The sequence below is a fragment of the Microcoleus sp. N9_B4 genome (assembly GCF_036701635.1).
Classification (GTDB): domain Bacteria; phylum Cyanobacteriota; class Cyanobacteriia; order Cyanobacteriales; family Microcoleaceae; genus Microcoleus.
Window position 1 is genome coordinate 1 of the sequence record NZ_JAUBRC010000080.1, and the last position, 19,649, is coordinate 19,649.

Consider the following 19,649-nt stretch of genomic DNA (forward strand, 5'->3'; position numbering starts at 1 on the left):
ATCCTCGGTTCACGCGCCTCTCATCCCACACCAATCGAAGCGATATCGCGCGAGGGATTCCCGTCTGACTAGCTAAAATATTTCAGCCGAGATTTTCCGCGCCAAATAGTCGATCGCGTCGCACCGCTTTTCTGCATTGCTAACCTTGAAGATTTGGCAGTAAAACAGGCAATAGCGGAGGCTGTTTTTGCAGAAAGTTTACCGATTGCACAAGCTAAGTTTTCCTCTGATAATGCCCTAACACTACCGCCATAGGCTCAAAGTTTCGTCCCGAAAACGATTAATATAGTAGCATCTACTTTAAAGATTAACATCCCATGACCAAACTCAGCGTCAACATCAACAGAATTGCCCTCCTCAGAAACTCTCGAAACATCGGCATCCCCAGCGTTACCGAAGCCGCAAAAACAGTAATTGCCGCCGGAGCTCATGGCGTTACAGTCCATCCCCGCCCCGACGAAAGGCATATCAAAGCTGCCGATGTTTACGAATTAGCTAAAATGCTAACCGTCGAGTTCAACATCGAAGGAAATCCGTTTCAGCCGCCATTTATGGATATAGTTTGCGACGTAAAACCGGCTCAGTGTACCTTAGTCCCGGACGCTCCCGACGTGCTAACATCGGATAGCGGTTGGAATATTCCCGAAAATCGCGATCTGCTCTTACCAATTATTGAAAAATTAAAAGACAACGGCATCAGAGTCAGCTTGTTTATGGACGCAGATGCTGCTCTCATGCCGCTAGCAAAAGAAGTTGGAGCAGACCGAGTGGAACTGTACACAGAACCCTACGCAACTGCTTTTCGCGAAGGTAGAGTAGAATTTGTTTTTCAACAATATGTCTTAGCAGCTCAAGCCGCTCAATCAGCAGGTTTGGGAGTGAATGCTGGGCATGATTTAAATTTGCAAAACTTAGCTAAGTTTTGCTCTATTCCTGATATACTAGAAGTATCAATTGGTCATGCTTTAATTGCGGAAGCGCTAGAAATGGGGTTGTCAAACACAGTACAAGCTTACCTAAAAATCCTGGCAGTTTCGTAGTACAAATTAACCTCGTGTGGTAGGGCGGATTTGGTAGTGATCAACTCGTTATTATCATAGATAATAACTAAATCCGCCCTACAAACATACAGGATCAAAACTTACGTAAAAAATAATGGCTTGACACGCTACAAATATGGTAAGGTGGGGTTCGCAGCGCCCTAGATAATTAGACGATCGTCAATCGATTTTAAATTTTAGATTTTAGATTTTAGATTAAAGAATTGAAGTATTGACCCCACTGATAAATTCGGGGGGCAAGTTTCATCGAATACAGGTTTTTTATTTCTGGACGGATGAATCCGGGGGCTTGTATCCTGGATGCTTTCGGTCAACAATGAAGTAACACTACGGGCTGTCACCCCGTGGGGGTGCTAGCCGTTTTCTAGTAGCAAGGCAGAGCCAGAATCCCAGATACCGCGTTTTTTGGGTGTGGGCATTTCTTTAGCAAGAACCTCGGAAAAAGCTTTAATTTGCCTCGACAAAATTACTAATATTCTGTGATGATATGATGCGTGAGTCCTATATCATTAAAATGTCCCGACAAATTGAGGCTACTACTTAGCTCCCGCACTGCCAATTTGCTACCAGCAGGTTTTGTGCAAGTACGGGATATTTACGTGTATCCTATATCCTCCTGTAGCCTCTGTGCGATCGCCCGATTTGATCCGGTGAAAACAGGCAAACACAAGTAACCATATACAACTCCTTACCCCCCCCCTCGGAAGTGCGACATGAAAAAACTAATTTTACTGACTGGAATGCTACTCATGATGACGGCAAAATCAGTATTTGCCAGTCCAGTAGCCCCCAAAATTGCACCGAGCGAGCTGATGGCTGCCTCGGAAATTACAGAAACCCTTAACAAACCCGTTACTTCTGAATCAGTTTCAAACCTCGAACCAATCAAGCGAATGTCAACCTCGGAAATCCGAGAAACCATCAACCAACCCACCACCTATATTTTTGAAGGCATCAAAGGGCGAGAACTCACTCTCTCGCTGTGGGCGGGACAACTGACAGCCGAACTGTACAGTCCCAATGGTGAAAATATGGGGGTGATTGAAAAAGCAGACAATCAGTGGATTGGCCAGTTGCCAGAGTCAGGCATCTACCGCGTGCGAGTTACCCCGAAAGGTGAAACCACCAGCTTCGTGATCGGACGCGACTTTAACGCCAAGTGGACTTATAGGCCCGATCGCGCAATTCCCATAGCATTCAAGGAAAAACAAGCCACAGTCAAACTCAAAATGTCCGGCTACCAAATCCAGCCTATCACGGTTCAAGGCAAGCAGGGACAGACAATTAGGGTCACAGCTAGCACCAAAAATCTAGATCTGGCGATCGAATCTCCGTCGGGACAACTCCTGGATCAAGGCGAAGGTCAAACTTTTGCTCAACTACCGGAATCCGGCACTTACCGGGTAATCGTAGTTGCCAAGAGGCCGGTCAAGCCCTCCATCCGAGTTTCTGTGCAATAGCAAAGATTGCACAAATACTCTTGAGGGCGATCGAATTTGCGCCGCCCAAAAAAAACAGCTCGCCAATGGGGCGAGCTGTTTTTTGTGTAAAATCAACCTTGGATCAGCGCTTCAAAACGTTCTTGTTTCCAAATGCAGCTTAAATCCGGGTCAGCTAAAGCTAGCTCTCGGTATAAATTAGGGATAAACTCAACAGCCCGCTGCAAATTGTCAAGGGCCAAATCAGCAAATCCCAGTAGCGCATAACAGCAAGCTTTATTGTAAAAAGCGTTAGCAAAATCAGGAGTTATTTCTAAGACTGTTTCGTAGCAAGCAATCGCCTCAGAGTAGCAGCCTTTTCGCGCCAATTCAACACCCCGGTTGTACCAAATCAAATAATCTTCAAAGGGACGCTCAGATGTGGGAGTAAACTTGGCATTTCTTTGATTTAAACCTACTAATTTCTCCAAAGCAACTCTCCGTTCGCCCACAGCTTCGGCTCTGCCCGGTTGTAGAGCGATCGATCGGCTAAAACTAGCCACTGCTTGTTTGTAAAGTCCCATAGAGTTTGCAGCTATACCGCGATTGTACCAAGCCTTCGCATCGTCAGGCTTAAACTCGATCGCCCGCTCAAAACTGTTGAGCGCCTGATAGTAAAGCTTGAGTTCCAACAGGGCATTACCTCGGTTGTACCACGCCCAAGCAGCCTCCGGGTACAAATTTAAACAGCGATCAAAACTCAGAACCGCCTTCTCGTACAGCCCCATATCGATCAGCGTCAGTCCCCGGTTGTGCCAAATACTCGCCGCGCACGGACTGAACTCCAGAGCCCGGTCAAAACTATTGAGAGCCTCCAACCACTCGCCCAACTTTCCTAAAGCAATAGCCCGGTTGTGCCAGCCAAAGCTCGCATTCGGCTGCACCGCCAAGGCCTCATCAAAACTCTTCAGCGCCTCTAAGTGCCGTTCTAAATTCCCCAAAGCCATACCTCGGCCGAACCAAGCCTTATAATGATCGGATTGCAGCTTCACAGCTCTGTTAAAGTTCGCCAGAGCACCATGATCATCGTTAGCTTCGAGGTGGCGCGAACCCAGATGGTAATACCAAGCCGCTTCCAAGTTTTGAATTAAGTTCATAATATTTTGTATCTATCTTAGGGATGATTCTACATGAAACCATACCTGGAATAAAACTGTAATTCCACTAAAAATCTGAAAAATTTGATACAGGGCGATCGCCCGTACACACGGCCAATAACAATCTCAACAATTTGCGGTCGAAACTAACTATTTTCCTCTGGTAAAAAGCTCTTTTAGCTAACCGCACTCATCGTTTTTTAGAGCTACTGCGAATCTTAACTCTGCGTAAATTACGCAACTCTTACCGCATCCCAAATTAGGTTTGCAGTTACACAAAGAGTGCTAGAGCGCCCAAAGTCCAACTGCAAATCTCATAGTGCGAATAGATCCAACTTCTGGTTTCCCAATTCAAGCAACCACAACCGCTGTTTTAGCATTCTCACTCAACATCAACTGGCCTGTTGCATCAATACTAAAATCTTTCCCCAGCACAAAACCCTTGCCCATCAACCGCTGGCAAACAACCAGCGCAGTAATCCGGCGAATTTCTTCCATCACGTCAGCAGGAATCAAATAACTCAAACTCCAGATCACGGACTCGCAGTCAGACCAAATCAAACGCTCCATACTGACAATCATCAAAGCAGCTAAACTGTCAACAGACAGCCGCCCTCTGAGATCCGCAATCAAATCCTTACCAATTAAGCTATTGCGAGTCATCATCGCTCTAGCCATCTTTCCAATTTCTTGTTCGAGTTCTAAATGATTCATGCTTGGCACTGGCTTTTATGTTTTTAAAGCACTACTAAGAGTAAAAACAGTAGACGCTACCAGGCTCTGCCCTAGCGTAGCTGACGCAGGCTCTACCGTAACTCCTTTTAACAAAGTATACCTAAAGAAATATCAAAAATGTATCTAAAGGCAGATACCAAAATATTATTTTTTTGATTTTAATTGAGAAACCCATTCCCACAAGAGTTTTTACCAGCAAATTGAGTATTTGTACTCGATCGAGGTCGGAGTAAAGTCGATCGATTTTAGATTTTAGATTTTAGATTTTAGATTTTAGATTGAAGAATTGGAGAATTGAAGAAAGCGACCTCACGGAGGAATGCGGGGGGTTGTACCCAGGCTGCTTTCGGTCGAAGATTTTGGTAAATTCGCTACATAATAAGGAAGTAGTTACTTCGGAGAAAAAACAGCAATGGCTGCAAACCAGGCAGACATCGATATTGCCCCCTTGATCGACTACGGCCTGATCGACCCCACCGCCACGCCAGAGCAAGTAGAAAACTGTTGCCAACAAGCAGAGAGATTTGGCTTTGTCACAGTTTGCGTGTATCCCGCCTACGTCCGACAAGCTGTTGAGCTGCTGCACGGCAAACGTCCAAAAGTCTGTACAGTTATAGGTTTTCCTACCGGTGCTTCGACTTCAACGGTGAAAGTTTACGAAGCTCTAGAAGCTGCGGATAATGGAGCCGTAGAGTTAGATGTCTCCGTTAACTTAGGATTGTTGAAAGCTGGAAGAATCGACGAATTCCACCGGGAATTAGCCCAAATTTGCGAAGAAACTAATCTCACCATCAAAGCAATTATCGAAAGTTCGCTCCTTTCGGATGCCGAAAAACAATTAGCGGCTGAGATTTGCATGGAAGCTGGTGTGGCTTATATCAAAACCAACACTGGCTTTTTTGGCCCGGCGAAAGTTGACGATGTGCGATTGCTGAAGGAAGTTACGAAGGGACGGATTGGGATTAAAGCAGCCGGCGGAATTCGCACTCACGAACAAGCTTTAGATTTGGTAGTAGCTGGTGCTACTCGTTTGGGGACTTCCCGTGGCCCGGAATTAATTCGCCAGCGAGATAATTTAGACAATCGTTGACTGTTGACTGTTGACTGTTGACTGTTGACTGTGAACAGTTGGCTGTTAACAGTTGACTTGTATTCATTGATCATTAATCAATTATTGATTATCAATTGTTTAAAGGAGTTAATATGGAGAACTTTAAACAGCTACAAGTTTATCAATTAGCCGAAAAAATCTCAAAATAAATATGGTTTATTTTTAAAAAATTGGACTACTTTACGAAGGATACGATGGACTAAAAAATCGTGAGATCGGCTGATAGTGTTGGTGCTAATATTGGCGAAGGACATGGACGCCATAGTTATCAAGATAATCAGGGTTTCGTAAAAATGGCCAGAGGTTCATTAAACTAAACAAGACACTGGTTAATAATTGCCTATACTCGTAATCTTTTAACTCAAAAAAAGAGCGATGGATTGCATACGTTATTGAATCAACTTTCACCAAAACTTAATGCCTATCTTAACTCACTAAAACAAAAAGCTAAAGGTTAACAGCCAACAGTTAACAGTCAACAGTTAACAGTCAACAGTCAACAGTCAACAGTCAACAGTCAACAGTCAACTAACAAATGATTAGAACTTACAAAGCAACTGGAATCAATCTCAAGAGTGCGCCCATGGGCGAATCCGATCGAGTGCTGACAATTTTGACGCGGGAATTCGGCTTAATTCGAGCCGTAGCACCGGGTGTTCGCAAACAACGATCGACTATCGGCGGTAGAAGCGAATTATTTGTTGTCAACGAATTGCTAATTGCCAAAGGTCGATCGCTCGACAAAATTACCCAAGCTGACACGGTACAATCCCATCCGGGTTTGAGCCGTAACCTAGGGAAACTCGCAGCCGCGCAATATCTGGCCGAATTGGCGATCGCCAGCGCCCTTTCCGATGAGCCCCAAGAAGAACTCTTTTGGTTGCTGGGCGAACATTTGAGCCGTTTGGAGCGTTTGTCCGATCGCACAGAAATCGAATCCGCCGCCGTGCTTGTCGCCCACCTCAGCCACGGCATTTTTCATCTGCTAGCCTTAGCAGGCCTCGCGCCCCAAGTCCAAGTTTGCTGCGCCACCAGACACCCGCTCATCCCAAATTTCACCGATCCGAACTGGCAAACCGGGTTTAGTATACCCTCTGGGGGAACCTTCAGCTTGTCCGAACTAGCTAACCTAGAGGCAGAACTCTCTTCAGAAATCGGTAGCTTGTACAAATCCGCCTCCCGTTCCCGGCAAACAAATGGCAGCAAACACTTGACAAATTTTGAGATCAATGCTAAGGAATTAGCAGCGCTGCAACAGTTGGCTAGTCCAGAACTAGGAGAGGGGATTGCCGATCGAACAACTTGGGTATCTGTCGAAAATATTTTGCGACAATATGCCCAGTATCATTTAGGTTGCACGATTCGATCGGGAAGCTCGATCGACACCTACCTAGAGAGTTTTGAGTTTTAAATTTTGAGTGTGGATTTAAATAGGTGAAGGGGCGATCGTACATCGCACCCCCAGCCTGCCGGATACCCGAACCTGCCGGCCTTTTCAGGTAAATTCTCAAGGTTGTTGCGACATCAGATAATAGATAAAGTTACGAGATTATTAATAAACTTAGGGGTTAATACCTCTATTTTAAATTCCCATCTCCCCAACCTCCACCATCCCAGGCCATCCACCCCAAATCCTATGATGCGACTGTCCGATTCTGATTTGACAATATCTGTTTTAGCTGTGACCCACCACAAAATGGAAGAACGAGAAAATTTTCCCGATTTTCGCTCTTATCCCGTCTCCGCCGATCGACAATGGAGCAACGTCCCAGACCCAGAAATGGATAAATACCCCACAACTCCAGAAACAGACTGTAACAACGGCAAAAGCCAAGAACCCGAAGCAATCCCCCCGCTGTCTACAGCAGAGCCAGCACCAGAACTCTCCGAAGCAGTACCCGAAACTCCCGAAAAAGAAACAGGATTTCTGCCAGTTCTGAAAAACCGAAATTTTTTAGCACTGTGGAGCGGGCAAGTTTTTTCCCAACTAGCAGATAAAGTTTATCTCGTACTGACGATCGCCCTCGTAGCCAGCCGCTTTCAAGCGCCAGATCAAACCATCAGCAGATGGGTATCGGCAATCATGATCGCCTTTACCATTCCCGCAGTGCTGTTCGGGGCTGCCGCAGGCGTGTATGTCGATCGCTGGTCGAAAAAAGCAGTGCTCGTCGCCACAAACCTGCTGCGGGGAGGCTTTGTTTTAACCTTGCCCGTGCTGCTGTGGCTCTCTGACGGGTGGGAACTCGGTCAACTGCCGCTCGGATTCTGCTTGCTGCTGCTAGTAACATTCCTCGTTTCGACCCTAACTCAATTTTTCGCCCCAGCAGAACAGTCAGTGATTCCCCTAATTGTGGAACGCCGCCACCTGCTATCAGCAAACTCCCTCTACACCACAACCATGATGGGTTCGGTGATTATTGGCTTCGCAGTCGGAGAACCCTTACTAGCTTTAGCCGACACCCTATTTTCCAACCTCGGCGGCGGACTCGGCATCGGCAAAGAATTAGTAGTAGGGGGAAGTTACGCCTTCGCCGGAGTGCTGTTGCTGTCGATGAAAACAGGCGAAAAAAACGAAGTCGAACACGAACCGCCACACCCCTTAGCAGATTTGCGAGATGGCCTGCGTTACATCAACGATCAACCGAAAGTCCGCAATGCTTTAATTCAACTAATTATTCTATTTTCCATTTTTGCAGCCTTGGCAGTTCTAGCAGTGCGGCTGGCAGAAATCCTCCCCGGTATGAAAGCGTCGCAATTTGGCTTTTTGCTGGCGGCGGTGGGCGTCGGAATGGCTGGTGGGGCGACGACAGTCGGCTATCTCGGCCACAAATTTTCTCACTCCCAACTGAGTTTAATCGGATCGATCGGCATGGCACTTGCTCTGATGGGCCTTTCTGCATTTACACATCATTTGTGGCTATCGGTGCTGTTCATTACCCTGTTAGGTTTATTTGCCTCATTGGTAGGAGTGCCGATGCAGACTACAATTCAAGCAGAAACCCCAGAAGAAATGCGGGGAAAAGTCTTCGGGCTGCAAAACAATGCCACTAATATCGCTTTGAGTTTACCGTTGGCTTTGGCCGGTGTAGCAGAAACTTTTCTGGGTTTGCCGACAGTATTTTTGGGTTTAGCAGGATTAGCGATCGCTGGCGGTGTCTTAACCTGGTATATTTCCCGTAGCACTAATAGCAAAGTCGATCGAATCTAAAAAATAACAAACTCTGATTTACTCGAATGCACATCGCTTGGCTAGGAAAAAAATCACCTTTTTGCGGTAACGTCACTTACTCCAGGGAAGTCACCAACGCACTATTAGACCGGGGATACCAGGTCAGTTTCCTGCACTTTGCCCAAGAAGCGGGCCCACTGGACAGGAACAATACGGGGTGGAACATGGCAAATGGTTCATGGGGAAAGGGAATTGCTCAAACCTCATATACCACTTCGCTTTCGTCCGCCAGTTGCAACGAAGTCTCTTTACCCTGTCACTACAAATCGCAAATTTATACGATTCCGACTCTCAAGTCCCGCACAGTGCTGATGAAATCTCTGCGGCGGCTGAAACCCGATGTGGTTCACGCTTCCCTGACACTTTCACCTCTAGACTTTCTGCTGCCGGAAATTTGTCAAGAATTGAATTTGCCTTTGGTGGCGACTTTTCACCCGCCGTTCGATCGCAAATTGCGAAATTTGACATCGGGAACCCAACACCTGATGTATCAACTGTACGCTCCGTTTTTGGCGAACTACGACTCGACGATCGTTTTTTCTCAGATTCAGCGGGATATATTGGTCAAGTTGGGAGTGCCACAGGAACGGGTGGCTGTGATTCCCAACGGCGTGGATGCTGTTAAATATTCGCCCGGGCCTTCGGGGTTGAAGTCGGAATTAAAAGCCGATCGAATTTTTGTTTACCAAGGCCGCATTGCCCCGGAAAAAAATGTCGAGGCTTTGCTAAAGGCCTGGAAACAGTGCAATTTTGGCCCTGGGAACGTATTGGCGATCGTAGGCGACGGGCCCCTAGCAGCCTCGCTGCAACTGTTTTACGGCGAAGATGATGGCATTGTGTGGCTCGGATTTGTTGCCGAGGATGAACGCCGGATCGAAATTCTGCGGGGTGCAGACGTATTTATTTTGCCTTCTTTGGTGGAGGGACTGTCGCTGTCGCTACTGGAAGCGATGGCCTGCGGTTTAGCTTGTTTGGCAACCGATGCCGGTGCTGACGGCGAGGCCTTGGAGGAAGGTGCGGGGATAGTTTTGAACACTCAGCGGGTACGGAGTCAGTTGCAAACGTTGCTGCCACTGTTTTGCGATCATCCTGAGTTGGGAATGCTGCTTGGTCAAAAAGCACGCCAACGAGCGCTCGATCGTTACACTCTCAGTCAGAATATAAGTGAGTTGGAAAAGCTGTACTCAGAGGTTTTGCAAAAGCAGCGCGTGCCGCTTCGGGGGTTGGCATAGGGAGGAAGCTTGGCAACGGATGTAACGGATGTAACGAAAAGGAAGTCGTGTCTCTACCCGTGGATATTTACTCGTTACCAGGCTGGAGCCTGGTAACGCAGATCCGGAGGCTCTGCCTCCATTTTCCAGCCGAGGCAGAGCCTCTAGATATGGGTTCCCAGGCAGATCCTGGGAACCAGTCAACATTGCTAGTTGCCTAACCTCCCGGGCGCAAATAATCCAAAAGTCGATCGCCCGAATCAGCCCGAATCAACGCAACAACAACATCTGGTAAACTTCCCAAACTCGGATAAACCAAATAACGAGCTTCCCATCGCGGCCCAAACTTATCTTTAAAACTGTGCAATCCCTTAAAATTATAAAACTTGCTCAAGTGCTCCGAAAGATAAATCAAAACCTTTTCCAACCGCCCGGATTTCTCAGCTTCTCCGACTCCCGCCAAAGCCGATAAACCCAAATCAAATTCTGCATATCCCAATGCTTGACAATGCTGCAACATCGAAGCAAACAAACACTCCATCGTGCCATTTTCCACCTCAGTGCGACGCCGCATTAAATCAACTCCAACTACCCCATCTCCCGCCGATATCATATTAGCAAAAGCACTAATTCTACCGTCGGGAGTGTGGATGGCTACGGCGCGAGTTTCCCGCAAATATGCCTCGTCAAACCAACCCACCGAAAACTTTTTTTCCGCACCCTGAACCATTTGCAGCCACTCGTCGCTCACGAGTTTCATTTGCCGCATCAATTCGGAACTTAAAGGAGGTTCGTAAAATTCGATTTGATAACCGGCCTTTGTAAGTCTGTTGATAGCAGTTCTCAAGTTTTGATTGCTCTTGCCTTTGAGAGTAAAAGTTTTGAGATTGACAATAGCTTCTTCGCCAATTTGCACCACTCGAAAACCGAGAGTAGAATACATTTCTAGATCCTGGGGCAAAGTTTGATAAAATGCTGGATACCAATCATTGCGCTCGCAAAATTCTTGAAACCCTAGAATTGCTTCTTTGCGGTCTTCAGCAGGCCCGATGGGGTCTCCCAAAGCAATCGCACCTCTACCTTTCGGCACATAGGCGATCGTACTTTTTCCCGAAAAACTAAAATAATAAGATTTATCTGGAAGCAAGGCCAGTCTCGCTAGCGTAGTCCGCCCGTATTTTGCTACAACTTCTTGAGCTTTATTCCGTTCTGAAATACTTGCCGAATTTCGCAGCAGCACCGGCCGCAGCAGCATCAAAAGTGCGTAACCAAGCGTTACCGTACCCACAGCATAAATCGAATCCGCAAAAAAGTTAGCAAACCGAGTTTGCGGAACCAACCCCGCATTGTCCGCCGTAAAAAACATGGCAAAAGTCTGGAACAAAGCTCTGTATAAATCAAAATTAACCGCTTGTCCGTTAACTTTAAAACCCCCATCCAGAATGTAAAAACCCGCCGTCCCGTAAGCCAGCGTAAACAGCAAAGCCCCCAGCAAAACCCGGATTCCTTGAGCAATGGAAGGGCGATCGGATTTAGCCGTAAACGTCTTTCGCATCACCAACAACTGAAACAGCAGCACCCCAGAAAGCAAGCTTTCTTCAACATCCAATCCCTTGACTAAATGAATTACAATAGAAACGATTAACAATCCCACAGTCAGCAACCAAGCAATCCGCTTGCGCCGCCACAAATTAGTTGCCAGAGTTAGCAGCATAAATCCGATAACTGCTGCAAAAAAATGCCCGCCCGCACGCACGGGAAAAGGGAAAAATGGTTCTACCCAATTTCGGCGATCGGGTAAACTGGGAGTTACAGCAGACAGCAGGTTAATAACTCCTACCAATCCGGTTAAAAATGATGCTGTCCCGAGTCCAATCCTAGTTTTTTGGGGTAACACTGTTGACATTTCTAATTTTTATGTGTTGCCAGTGATATTTTAAACTGTTTTCCAACATAACTCAAAGAATCGGCTAAATGCTTGTGCCAATAATTCCAACCGACATCCGGGCCAACAATCCCGTGTCCTCCGGGAAATTTGTTAAACTCGTTGGCTATACCCAAACTGTTTAATTGCTCGTGAAACTTTTGAGTGGAAATCAGAAAATTTTCGTCTGCTTCCCCCGCATCCAAATAAGCGCGCAACTGCTGTTTATCTTTAACAGAAAGTGTTTCCACTAAATATTTAGGACTGTTAGCCTTGCCGCTTTGATCTGTAAAATAACCGCTGTGGCTGAACAGAATATTAAAATTATTCAAGTAGCGCAAACCGATATTAAAAGCTCCCCAACCCCCCGAAGATTGTCCTCCCATTGCCCAGAATTTGGGGTCTTCCAGCGTTCTGTAGCGCGATTTTACGATGGATACTAACTCGGAGCCGATCGCGCTTCCCACCTTACCGTTGGGCCCGTCAAAATACTGCGGGTCCCACAAAGGGCTCGTACCCCGCTTGTCGTTCCCGTCAGGAGTAACTACAATTGATGGCGGCAATCTTTTGCTTTTATATAAATCGTGAAGCACAGAAGTAACAGCAGCTTTGTCCTGATAAGCGCGCGCGTCTCCGTGCCCGCCGTGCAGCAAAAAAATCACTGGATAGCGCTGTTTGGGATTTTTTGCGTACCCAGGCGGCAAAATTAAGCCGTAGGTGCGCTCTGAATTCATAGCTGCACTTTTATATGTTTTGAGTTGAAAATTTAAGTCAGCATCAGCCACTACTTTCGGAGGGTCTAACTGAGGTGCTCCGGCAATAAAAACGTACCAGTATCCACTCGCACTGAGGAGGAGGATTGTACCGGCACCGATACCTAAAACTTTTCCCAGCCACTTAGGCATAATGTTAGTTGACAGTTGACGGTTGACAGTTGACGGTTGTTGGTTGTTGATTATTTGTTATTTGTTATTTGTTACATATAAAATCATTAATACCCAATGCCCCATGACCAATTCCCGATTCCCAATTCCCAATGCCCCATGCCCCATGCCCCATGCCCAATGCCCAATGCCCCATCCCCAACAAAATGACTTATCAAAATCCCGCTCCTACAGTTGATATTATCATCGAATTAGCCGATCGCCCCCATCGGCCGATCATACTCATCGAACGCCGCAATATTCCCTACGGCTGGGCAATTCCCGGCGGTTTTGTCGATTACGGGGAAGCGGTAGAAACGGCGGCAAAACGCGAAGCTTTAGAAGAAACGAGTTTGAATGTAGAATTAATTGAGCAATTTTACGTTTATTCTGACCCCAATCGCGACGCCCGCGAACACACTATCAGTATTGTATTCTTGGCTTCTGCAACGGGCGAACCTCAAGCCGCCGACGATGCTAAAAGTTTACAGATTTTTGAATCTTGGCAGATTCCCCATCAATTATGTTTCGATCACGATCGCATTTTACGAGATTATTGGCGTTACCGTCATTATGGATTGCGGCCGCGTTTGTAGGGTGAGAATTTGTTAACCGCAGATGCACGCGGATTAACGCAGATTAATTGCTATGATTTATCGGTGATTTATCTGTGTTAATCTGCGGTTAAATTCATTAAACTAAATTCTATGGCAAGCTTGACAATATTAGGCGGAGGTGCTTGGGGTTCGGCCTTGGCAAATCTGGGAGGCAAAAAAGGCGATCGAGTTAATTTGTGGTCGCGCAGCAGTTCTGTTAATCTAGAGTCTGTGATAACGGGTGCAGATGTTGTTGTTTCCGCAGTTTCTATGAAAGGAGTTGGAGCAACGGTCGATCGACTTTTGGCTTTACAGTTAAGTCCCAGTACAATTATAGTTACCGTCACCAAAGGTTTAGACCCCGCGAGCACGCGCACTCCGTCTCAAATTTGGCAAAATGCCTTTCCTAACAATTCAATTGTGGTACTTTCGGGCCCGAATCTTTCCGAGGAAATTCAGCAGGGGTTGCCGGCGGCAACGGTAGCGGCGAGTTTGGATTTAGCGGCGGCCAAGCAAGTGCAAAATATTTACAGTTCCGATATTTTTCGGGTTTATGTGAATGAAGACCCGCTGGGGACTGAGTTAGGTGGAACTTTGAAAAATGTATTTGCGATCGCCGCTGGTGTTTGCGACGGTTTACAATTAGGAACTAATGCTAAATCTGCTTTGCTGACTCGCGCTTTGCCGGAAATGATTCGGGTGGGAGTTCGTTTGGGAGCTCGCGCAGAAACTTTTTACGGTTTGTCTGGTTTGGGAGATTTGCTGGCTACTTGCAACAGTCCTTTATCGCGCAATTATCGGGTTGGTTTCGGATTAGCTGAAGGCAAATCTTTGGAGCAAATTTTGCACGAATTGCAGAGCACTGCTGAGGGTGTCAATACTACTAATGTGTTGATTGATTTAGCTAATCGACGCGAGATAGAAGTGCCTGTTTCTCGTCAAGTTTACCGCTTGTTGAATGGGGAAATTACTCCTGAACACGCTGTTTTATCGCTGATGGAACGCACTTTAAAACCGGAGTAATATTAAAATAATTACCAGATATTTAGAGCAGCATCACTGAGAAAGAGTTTCTTAAAAAAGGCGCTCTAATTTTTTGTATACTTCATCATCGTTACGCTTACCAACTAGAAGAATTTCTACCAAATCTTCTTCGGGATTAAAGCTGTAAATAATCCGATACTCGCCACTATCTACCCGATAATAACCCGGATATCCGATTAATTGCTTGCTATCATTAGGTAAAGGATCGACATTCAGCGCTAACACTTTTTTAGCAATTTGAGCCGCTATTTTAGGTTGCAAACCCTTGAGAAAGTCGAGAACTGTTTGTAAACCATCAAGTTTCGCCATTTGCCAGTTGTTGTAGTGTTTCTACAAAGGTTTTAGTACCAACCATTTGAGACTGACTCAGGGCAGATTTTGCTGCTTTTCCTAAAAGCATATCTTCTAATTCCATCAGTCGCTCTATCAAGCGCTGATAGGCATCAGCGGACATAATTACGTGGCTGGGCTGCGATTTATCTGTGAGTAAAACTGGCTCCACAGCAGCTCGATTAAAGACTGTCCCCTGTGGATTACATACTTCTGCGAGGGTGTAACTTTGCATGACAGATGTTATGAGCGTGGGTTATGTCTATTTTAGGCAAAATCGGCAGGGATTGGGAGGTCGATCGATATTTGGGATTACACAAAGTAGGACTTACGCAAAAAAACCGGTTTTTGAGCAAAATCGTGCACATCTGGGAGAACTTTCGCAGCAGTCGCCAGCCGTATTTTTCCTGCATTGCGTAATACCGCCTTCTAGAGTGACCCTACCATCTAAGACTGTTCCTGATCATCAGGGGCGGGTTTCACCAACCACAATTGTTGAAAACTAAGGATCTCATAAACCCGCCCCGCCCCTACATGAAGGATGCAACCGGACATGATATAAGCGGGGTAAATACGATCTATTTACCGCCGTAATAAAAAGCGATTTCTTTCTCTTTCAGTGGTGCAAAGTTGGCTGCCACCAGCATTTTATCGAGTTCCTCTTGTCCGATGTGTTTGACACCGATTCGGACAATGCGCGATCGCATGGTATTTGACACACCACTGCGCTGTCTGCCGGCTTCTAAGCCCATCACTTGCTCGTATAGGTCTAATTTTGCCTTGGGAATCGGAGTGCCGTCAAAGTCGATTCCAGAGGCGATCGCAACATCGATCGCATCTGCACCAGTTGTAGATTGAGCCGCTGAGTTTGTTTCTGAAGACATTGTGCAAATTAAATAAAAAGGACGATCGTCATTAAAAGTAGTTTAGAGCCAAAAGTACCAAAAGTGAAATAAACTAAACATATTCGATTCAGGACTATTTGACTGAGATATTACACCAATGTCAGCAACAGGCTTTCCGGCCTGTTCCACAAGAAAATTAATTCTTTGTAGAACAGGCATCTTGCCTGTTCAGAAAAGGCTTATTGAAATTGGTGCAAGATATCAGTTTAACACAAGGGCGATCGCACTTAGCATTTCTTCAAACAACGGATTGCCAAAACTCATCAATTGCAGTGAAGCATTTTCCTCAAAGATATCCGGGTAAAATGTGATATAATAATCGCGACTTTTATAGTTAAGCTGCCAAGTGCGATTTTCAGAGCGATCGAAGATAGCGCCAATCTGCTTTAAAATCAAAGAATTGACAAACAAATTTTCGATGGTTTCAGGAAACAGAGAAGTCGGCGGCAGAGGTTGACGGATTTCTTGCAAGTCTGATTCTACATCCATCGCTACCATTTCATCAAGGGCAGGACGCAAAGGCGGCGCGTCTAAAATGCGATCGAACTCTCCCAACAAAACGCCCTCTTCTTCGGGATCTGCACTCATCACAGCCTGTGCGATGAAAGTGGGAACTGTTGCGAGAATCGGTTGCAAATTACCGACAACGGTTTGAAAAGCATCGATGCGATCGCGCAATTTCTTGTAAACCTTCGCCTCTACTGTTCCGTCATAGTAAAAATTGTGTATTCTGACGGTATCATAAATCTGCCCGATGCGATCGAGTCTGCCGATGCGTTGTTCGACTCGCATGGGATTCCAAGGCATATCGTAGTTGATTAAAACACCGCAAGTTTGCAAATTTAGCCCTTCCGATGCGGATTCGGTACAAAGTAAAATTTTGATGATTTCTTGTCGGAATTGGGTTTTGATTTGTTCTTTCGGAAAAATTCGCCATTGACCATTTTGATACAACTCTCCGCCGCGCCCGGAATAGCAAGCAATCTGAGCACCATATAATTGTTGTAAAGCAGTTCTGAGATAATCCATTGTGTCGGTATATTGCGTGAAGACGATCGCACTTTCGCGCTGGATTAGTTCTTGACGCAAAATTGTGATAAAATGCGAAAGCTTGCTATCTTCGCCAGTATTCTCGAATTGATAAAGTAAATCTTCTAAATATTTAATTTCTTCAGGATCGGCTGGTTCAAAATAAGATTCCATTCCTTCCAAAATCACATCATCGGCATCATCTAAATCGAGAAAATCATCCTCAGTAATGCTAATTCCTTCGAGGCGGCGCTGTAAAGATTCGCGGATCGCATAAAACGAACTTGTCAGGCGTTTGCGGTAAAGAGTCATCAAAAATCCTAACGCTTTGCGGTTGTCTTTTTGCGCTAGATTGTAAAAGTGCCGCACGTAATTGCTGACGGCGAGATAAAGCGGCACTTCGCGGTTATTTTCTAAAGTAATTGCATTGTCTGTGACTGCGCGGTGGGGAATATCCCGATCCAACAATCCCCGCTGATAGTATTGGCGCAAGGTGTCGCGGGTGTGGCGGAACATCAAATCTTTGAGGGGAGTATTCACTGTCAAATATTGGCGGGAAGCGGCGATGAAATCCGTGTCTTCAGCAACTTGTTTTGGGTTGACTCGCTGGTTTTTTTCCCAGACATCTCTCAGTTTATAATATAACAATCGATCGCCCTTCTGTAAATATTCCTGCAACCGAGCACAGGGCGAACCCCCTTGCTGGAAGTAATCCACAGACATCTGCTGCCAAAAATTCAAGGTTTGGCGATCGGGCTTTTCCGACAGCGTGCTAAAATAATTGCAGAAATTCTCACCGTAAGACCAATGTCCGCGCATTCCGAGAAGGTGCAATAAATCGAAAACTTCGATCGCGTCAATCTGCATCGGCGTGGCGGATAATAATAAGAGGGATCGACTTTTTTCTCGCAACTGCTGCATTAACTGTAGCAACCGATTCGGAGTTTCCTTGCGGTTTTGCGGGCTTTGGCGGCGGGCGTGATGCGCTTCATCCAGAATCACCAAATCCCACGGTTGCGCGTCTAGGAGTTCTTTGGTACGATCGCTCCGACGGACTAAATGAGATGATGCTAAAATTAGATTTTGGGAATTCCAAGGATTTGTTATTGGTTGTTGGTTATTGGTTATTGGGGAATTACCTGCGGGGACAAGTTCACCTTTCGTATAACTCCAAAAGTGCAGATTGAATTTTTCGCGCAACTCTTCATGCCACTGCGGCTGAATGCTAGCCGGTGCTAAAATTAACACACGTCTGACTTTTTTACTGACAAGCAAGTAACGGAGAATCAACCCAGTTTCGATAGTTTTTCCCAATCCAACTTCATCCGCAATTAAGAAACTTTTCGGAAAATTTGGCGCAACTCGGCGCAATATTTTAACTTGATGCGGCCAAGGTTTAATCGGAATTGATTTCAAACAATAATCGAGACAACTCGGCGAAGCGTACAAACTGAGAAGCGGTTCAAATTTAGCATAATCTAGGAATAGTTCAGAATCCCCAACAACTCCTCCTAAATCCCGACTCCTAACATCCGCTACATCCGCTACAAAATCCGTTGCCGAACCTTCCTCATCCGCTACAAAATCCGTTGCCGCACCTTCCTCCCGACTCCACACAGGTTTACTGCTAGGCGCATAGCTGAGCAGCTTATTTTTCACCGCTTCCGGCACTTCAAAAACGCGCACATTCGGCGATAAATTGTTCCACAACTGTTCAAACCGAAAAATCTCTTCAGAAACTCGTTCAGCATCTCTGCCACCTTCCCAAGCACAATAAACGTGGAAAGATTCAACATTACTTTCCCAACCGCTGAGAGATTCGTTATTGGAACCGCTAAAAGCTAATTGTGCGCCGTTACAGTCGGTGAAAATGCCCACTTTTTCGTGAAAAATATGCTGGCGATCGAGTAAACTTTCAGTATCGACTGGTAAGCCGTTAGATTTGAGGGGAACGGCGATTTTAAGATCGAGATAACTGTTTTGAATCAGCCAACTGAGGATTTCAAAATGTTTGAGTTGGGCGAAGGTTTTGGGCGGCTGTAAATCGGTATCGAGGCGCATGGTAACTGCATCTCGGAGGGCGTAACCTTGTTGGATAGCTTGCAAGTCTTGCGGGCTGAATTGACGGCCCATGATTAATCGCATCCGCCCTTGATTGTGCAGCATCGCGCCCAATCCCTGCGCTACTTTGCTGAGGATGGCGCTGTTGAAAAAGCCGGATTTGCGATCGTACTGTAGAGCACATTCTAGCGCGGGAATGTAGAAATCGGCGATCGGGTTATTTTCGTTGCTAGAATAGCTAATCCGCCAGGGATAATCTGTTAAATTCATGTTATTAGTTATTTGTTATGTGTCACAATCCTCGATCCCCCTAAATCCCCCTTAAGAAGGGGGACTTTGAATTAAACTCTTGTCCCCCCCTTATTAAGGGGGGCTAGGGGGGATCTCTTCTCTTGTTAGTTAGGTTTTTATCCTTGGGTGGGGGCGGGTTATTTGTTATGTGCCACAATCCTCGATCCCCCTAAATCCCCCTTAAGAAGGGGGACTTTGAATTAAACTCTTGTCCCCCCCTTATTAAGGGGGGCTAGGGGGGATCTCTTCTCTTGTTAGTTAGGTTTTTATCCTTGGGTGGGGGCGGGTTTACGAAATAATTAATCTTAGGCAATTATTGTTGGTAAAACCCGCCCCTTGTATCTTAAAAGAGTGAGTCAGGCGATTGCCACGTCATTGATTCGATCATACCGACAAGTGGGCGATCGTACCGATGATCAGTTGATCGTACCGATGATCAGTTGATCGTACCGATGATCAGTTGATCGTACCGATCGACGAAGTGAATCTAAAGAAACAAGGAAAGTTTTGTAGAAACGGTTCTGTAACAGGCGAAAGTGTGAGCAAGAGGACATCAGAAATCGGTGAAGTTGGCCCGCCCCTTAGACTAAACAAGTCTGTTGTGTAGATAAGCTCCCATTACTG

Annotated in this window: 17 protein-coding genes; 9 read left to right on the plus strand and 8 right to left on the minus strand. The window is 45.9% G+C overall.

Features of this window, described 5'->3' with window-relative positions:
* The first annotated feature begins 317 nt into the window (after positions 1–317).
* Positions 318–1,040 (plus strand): pyridoxine 5'-phosphate synthase, encoded by a 723-nt coding sequence (locus QUA43_RS29505; RefSeq protein ID WP_333379190.1) that lies wholly within the window; start codon positions 318–320, stop codon positions 1,038–1,040.
* A gap of 734 nt (positions 1,041–1,774) precedes the next feature.
* On the plus strand, positions 1,775–2,521 hold the full coding sequence (locus QUA43_RS29510) for a hypothetical protein (RefSeq protein ID WP_333379192.1): 747 nt from the start codon (positions 1,775–1,777) through the stop codon (positions 2,519–2,521).
* Between the two features lie 92 nt (positions 2,522–2,613).
* On the opposite strand, the gene QUA43_RS29515 is transcribed toward QUA43_RS29510, so the two are convergent.
* Both QUA43_RS29515 and QUA43_RS29520 read right to left on the minus strand, forming a co-directional pair.
* Positions 2,614–3,636 (minus strand): tetratricopeptide repeat protein, encoded by a 1,023-nt coding sequence (locus QUA43_RS29515; RefSeq protein WP_333379194.1) that lies wholly within the window; start codon positions 3,634–3,636, stop codon positions 2,614–2,616.
* Between the two features lie 351 nt (positions 3,637–3,987).
* Positions 3,988–4,350, minus strand: coding sequence for a hypothetical protein (locus QUA43_RS29520; protein WP_333379196.1), 363 nt, complete (start codon positions 4,348–4,350; stop codon positions 3,988–3,990).
* A 433-nt stretch (positions 4,351–4,783) separates the two neighbouring features.
* On the opposite strand from QUA43_RS29520, the gene deoC reads away from it, so the two are divergent.
* The 5 genes from deoC to QUA43_RS29545 all read left to right on the plus strand — a co-directional run bounded on the left by deoC (position 4,784) and on the right by QUA43_RS29545 (position 9,943).
* Positions 4,784–5,461 carry a deoxyribose-phosphate aldolase gene (gene deoC, locus QUA43_RS29525; RefSeq protein WP_333379198.1) on the plus strand — a complete coding sequence of 226 codons (678 nt, stop codon included), beginning with the start codon at positions 4,784–4,786 and terminating at the stop codon, positions 5,459–5,461.
* A 230-nt stretch (positions 5,462–5,691) separates the two neighbouring features.
* On the plus strand, positions 5,692–5,799 hold the full coding sequence (locus QUA43_RS29530; RefSeq protein WP_333379200.1) for a four helix bundle protein: 108 nt from the start codon (positions 5,692–5,694) through the stop codon (positions 5,797–5,799).
* 218 nt (positions 5,800–6,017) lie between these two features.
* On the plus strand, positions 6,018–6,893 hold the full coding sequence (gene recO / locus QUA43_RS29535; protein ID WP_333379202.1) for a DNA repair protein RecO: 876 nt from the start codon (positions 6,018–6,020) through the stop codon (positions 6,891–6,893).
* 225 nt (positions 6,894–7,118) lie between these two features.
* Positions 7,119–8,690 (plus strand): MFS transporter, encoded by a 1,572-nt coding sequence (locus QUA43_RS29540; protein ID WP_333379204.1) that lies wholly within the window; start codon positions 7,119–7,121, stop codon positions 8,688–8,690.
* A gap of 26 nt (positions 8,691–8,716) precedes the next feature.
* Positions 8,717–9,943 carry a glycosyltransferase family 4 protein gene (locus QUA43_RS29545; protein ID WP_333379206.1) on the plus strand — a complete coding sequence of 409 codons (1,227 nt, stop codon included), beginning with the start codon at positions 8,717–8,719 and terminating at the stop codon, positions 9,941–9,943.
* A 196-nt stretch (positions 9,944–10,139) separates the two neighbouring features.
* Here the strand turns inward: QUA43_RS29545 and QUA43_RS29550 are convergent, their stop codons facing one another.
* Together QUA43_RS29550 and QUA43_RS29555 are read right to left on the minus strand one after the other, a co-directional pair.
* Positions 10,140–11,828: a phosphatidylglycerol lysyltransferase domain-containing protein gene (locus QUA43_RS29550; protein ID WP_333379208.1), complete on the minus strand. Its 1,689-nt coding sequence runs from the start codon at positions 11,826–11,828 to the stop codon at positions 10,140–10,142.
* A 2-nt stretch (positions 11,829–11,830) separates the two neighbouring features.
* A complete protein-coding gene (locus QUA43_RS29555; RefSeq protein WP_333379210.1) occupies positions 11,831–12,751 on the minus strand; it encodes an alpha/beta hydrolase-fold protein in 921 nt (306 codons plus the stop codon).
* Positions 12,752–12,936: 185 nt separating this feature from the next.
* On the opposite strand from QUA43_RS29555, the gene QUA43_RS29560 reads away from it, so the two are divergent.
* Positions 12,937–13,365: an NUDIX hydrolase gene (locus QUA43_RS29560; protein WP_333379216.1), complete on the plus strand. Its 429-nt coding sequence runs from the start codon at positions 12,937–12,939 to the stop codon at positions 13,363–13,365.
* A gap of 111 nt (positions 13,366–13,476) precedes the next feature.
* Positions 13,477–14,388: an NAD(P)H-dependent glycerol-3-phosphate dehydrogenase gene (locus tag QUA43_RS29565; protein WP_333379211.1), complete on the plus strand. Its 912-nt coding sequence runs from the start codon at positions 13,477–13,479 to the stop codon at positions 14,386–14,388.
* A gap of 51 nt (positions 14,389–14,439) precedes the next feature.
* On the opposite strand, the gene QUA43_RS29570 is transcribed toward QUA43_RS29565, so the two are convergent.
* The 4 genes from QUA43_RS29570 to QUA43_RS29585 all read right to left on the minus strand — a co-directional run bounded on the left by QUA43_RS29570 (position 14,440) and on the right by QUA43_RS29585 (position 19,004).
* Positions 14,440–14,718: a type II toxin-antitoxin system RelE/ParE family toxin gene (locus QUA43_RS29570; RefSeq protein ID WP_333379213.1), complete on the minus strand. Its 279-nt coding sequence runs from the start codon at positions 14,716–14,718 to the stop codon at positions 14,440–14,442.
* Complete coding sequence (locus QUA43_RS29575; protein WP_190735612.1) at positions 14,705–14,974, minus strand: type II toxin-antitoxin system Phd/YefM family antitoxin; 270 nt, start codon at positions 14,972–14,974, stop codon at positions 14,705–14,707. The genes QUA43_RS29570 and QUA43_RS29575 overlap by 14 nt, the downstream gene beginning before the upstream one ends.
* A 343-nt stretch (positions 14,975–15,317) precedes the next feature.
* Positions 15,318–15,623, minus strand: coding sequence for a small RNA NsiR4-regulated ssr1528 family protein (locus QUA43_RS29580; protein WP_333319108.1), 306 nt, complete (start codon positions 15,621–15,623; stop codon positions 15,318–15,320).
* Between the two features lie 222 nt (positions 15,624–15,845).
* Positions 15,846–19,004, minus strand: a complete 3,159-nt coding sequence (locus QUA43_RS29585) for a helicase-related protein (protein WP_333379215.1) — start codon at positions 19,002–19,004, stop codon at positions 15,846–15,848.
* Between the last annotated feature and the right edge of the window lie 645 nt (positions 19,005–19,649).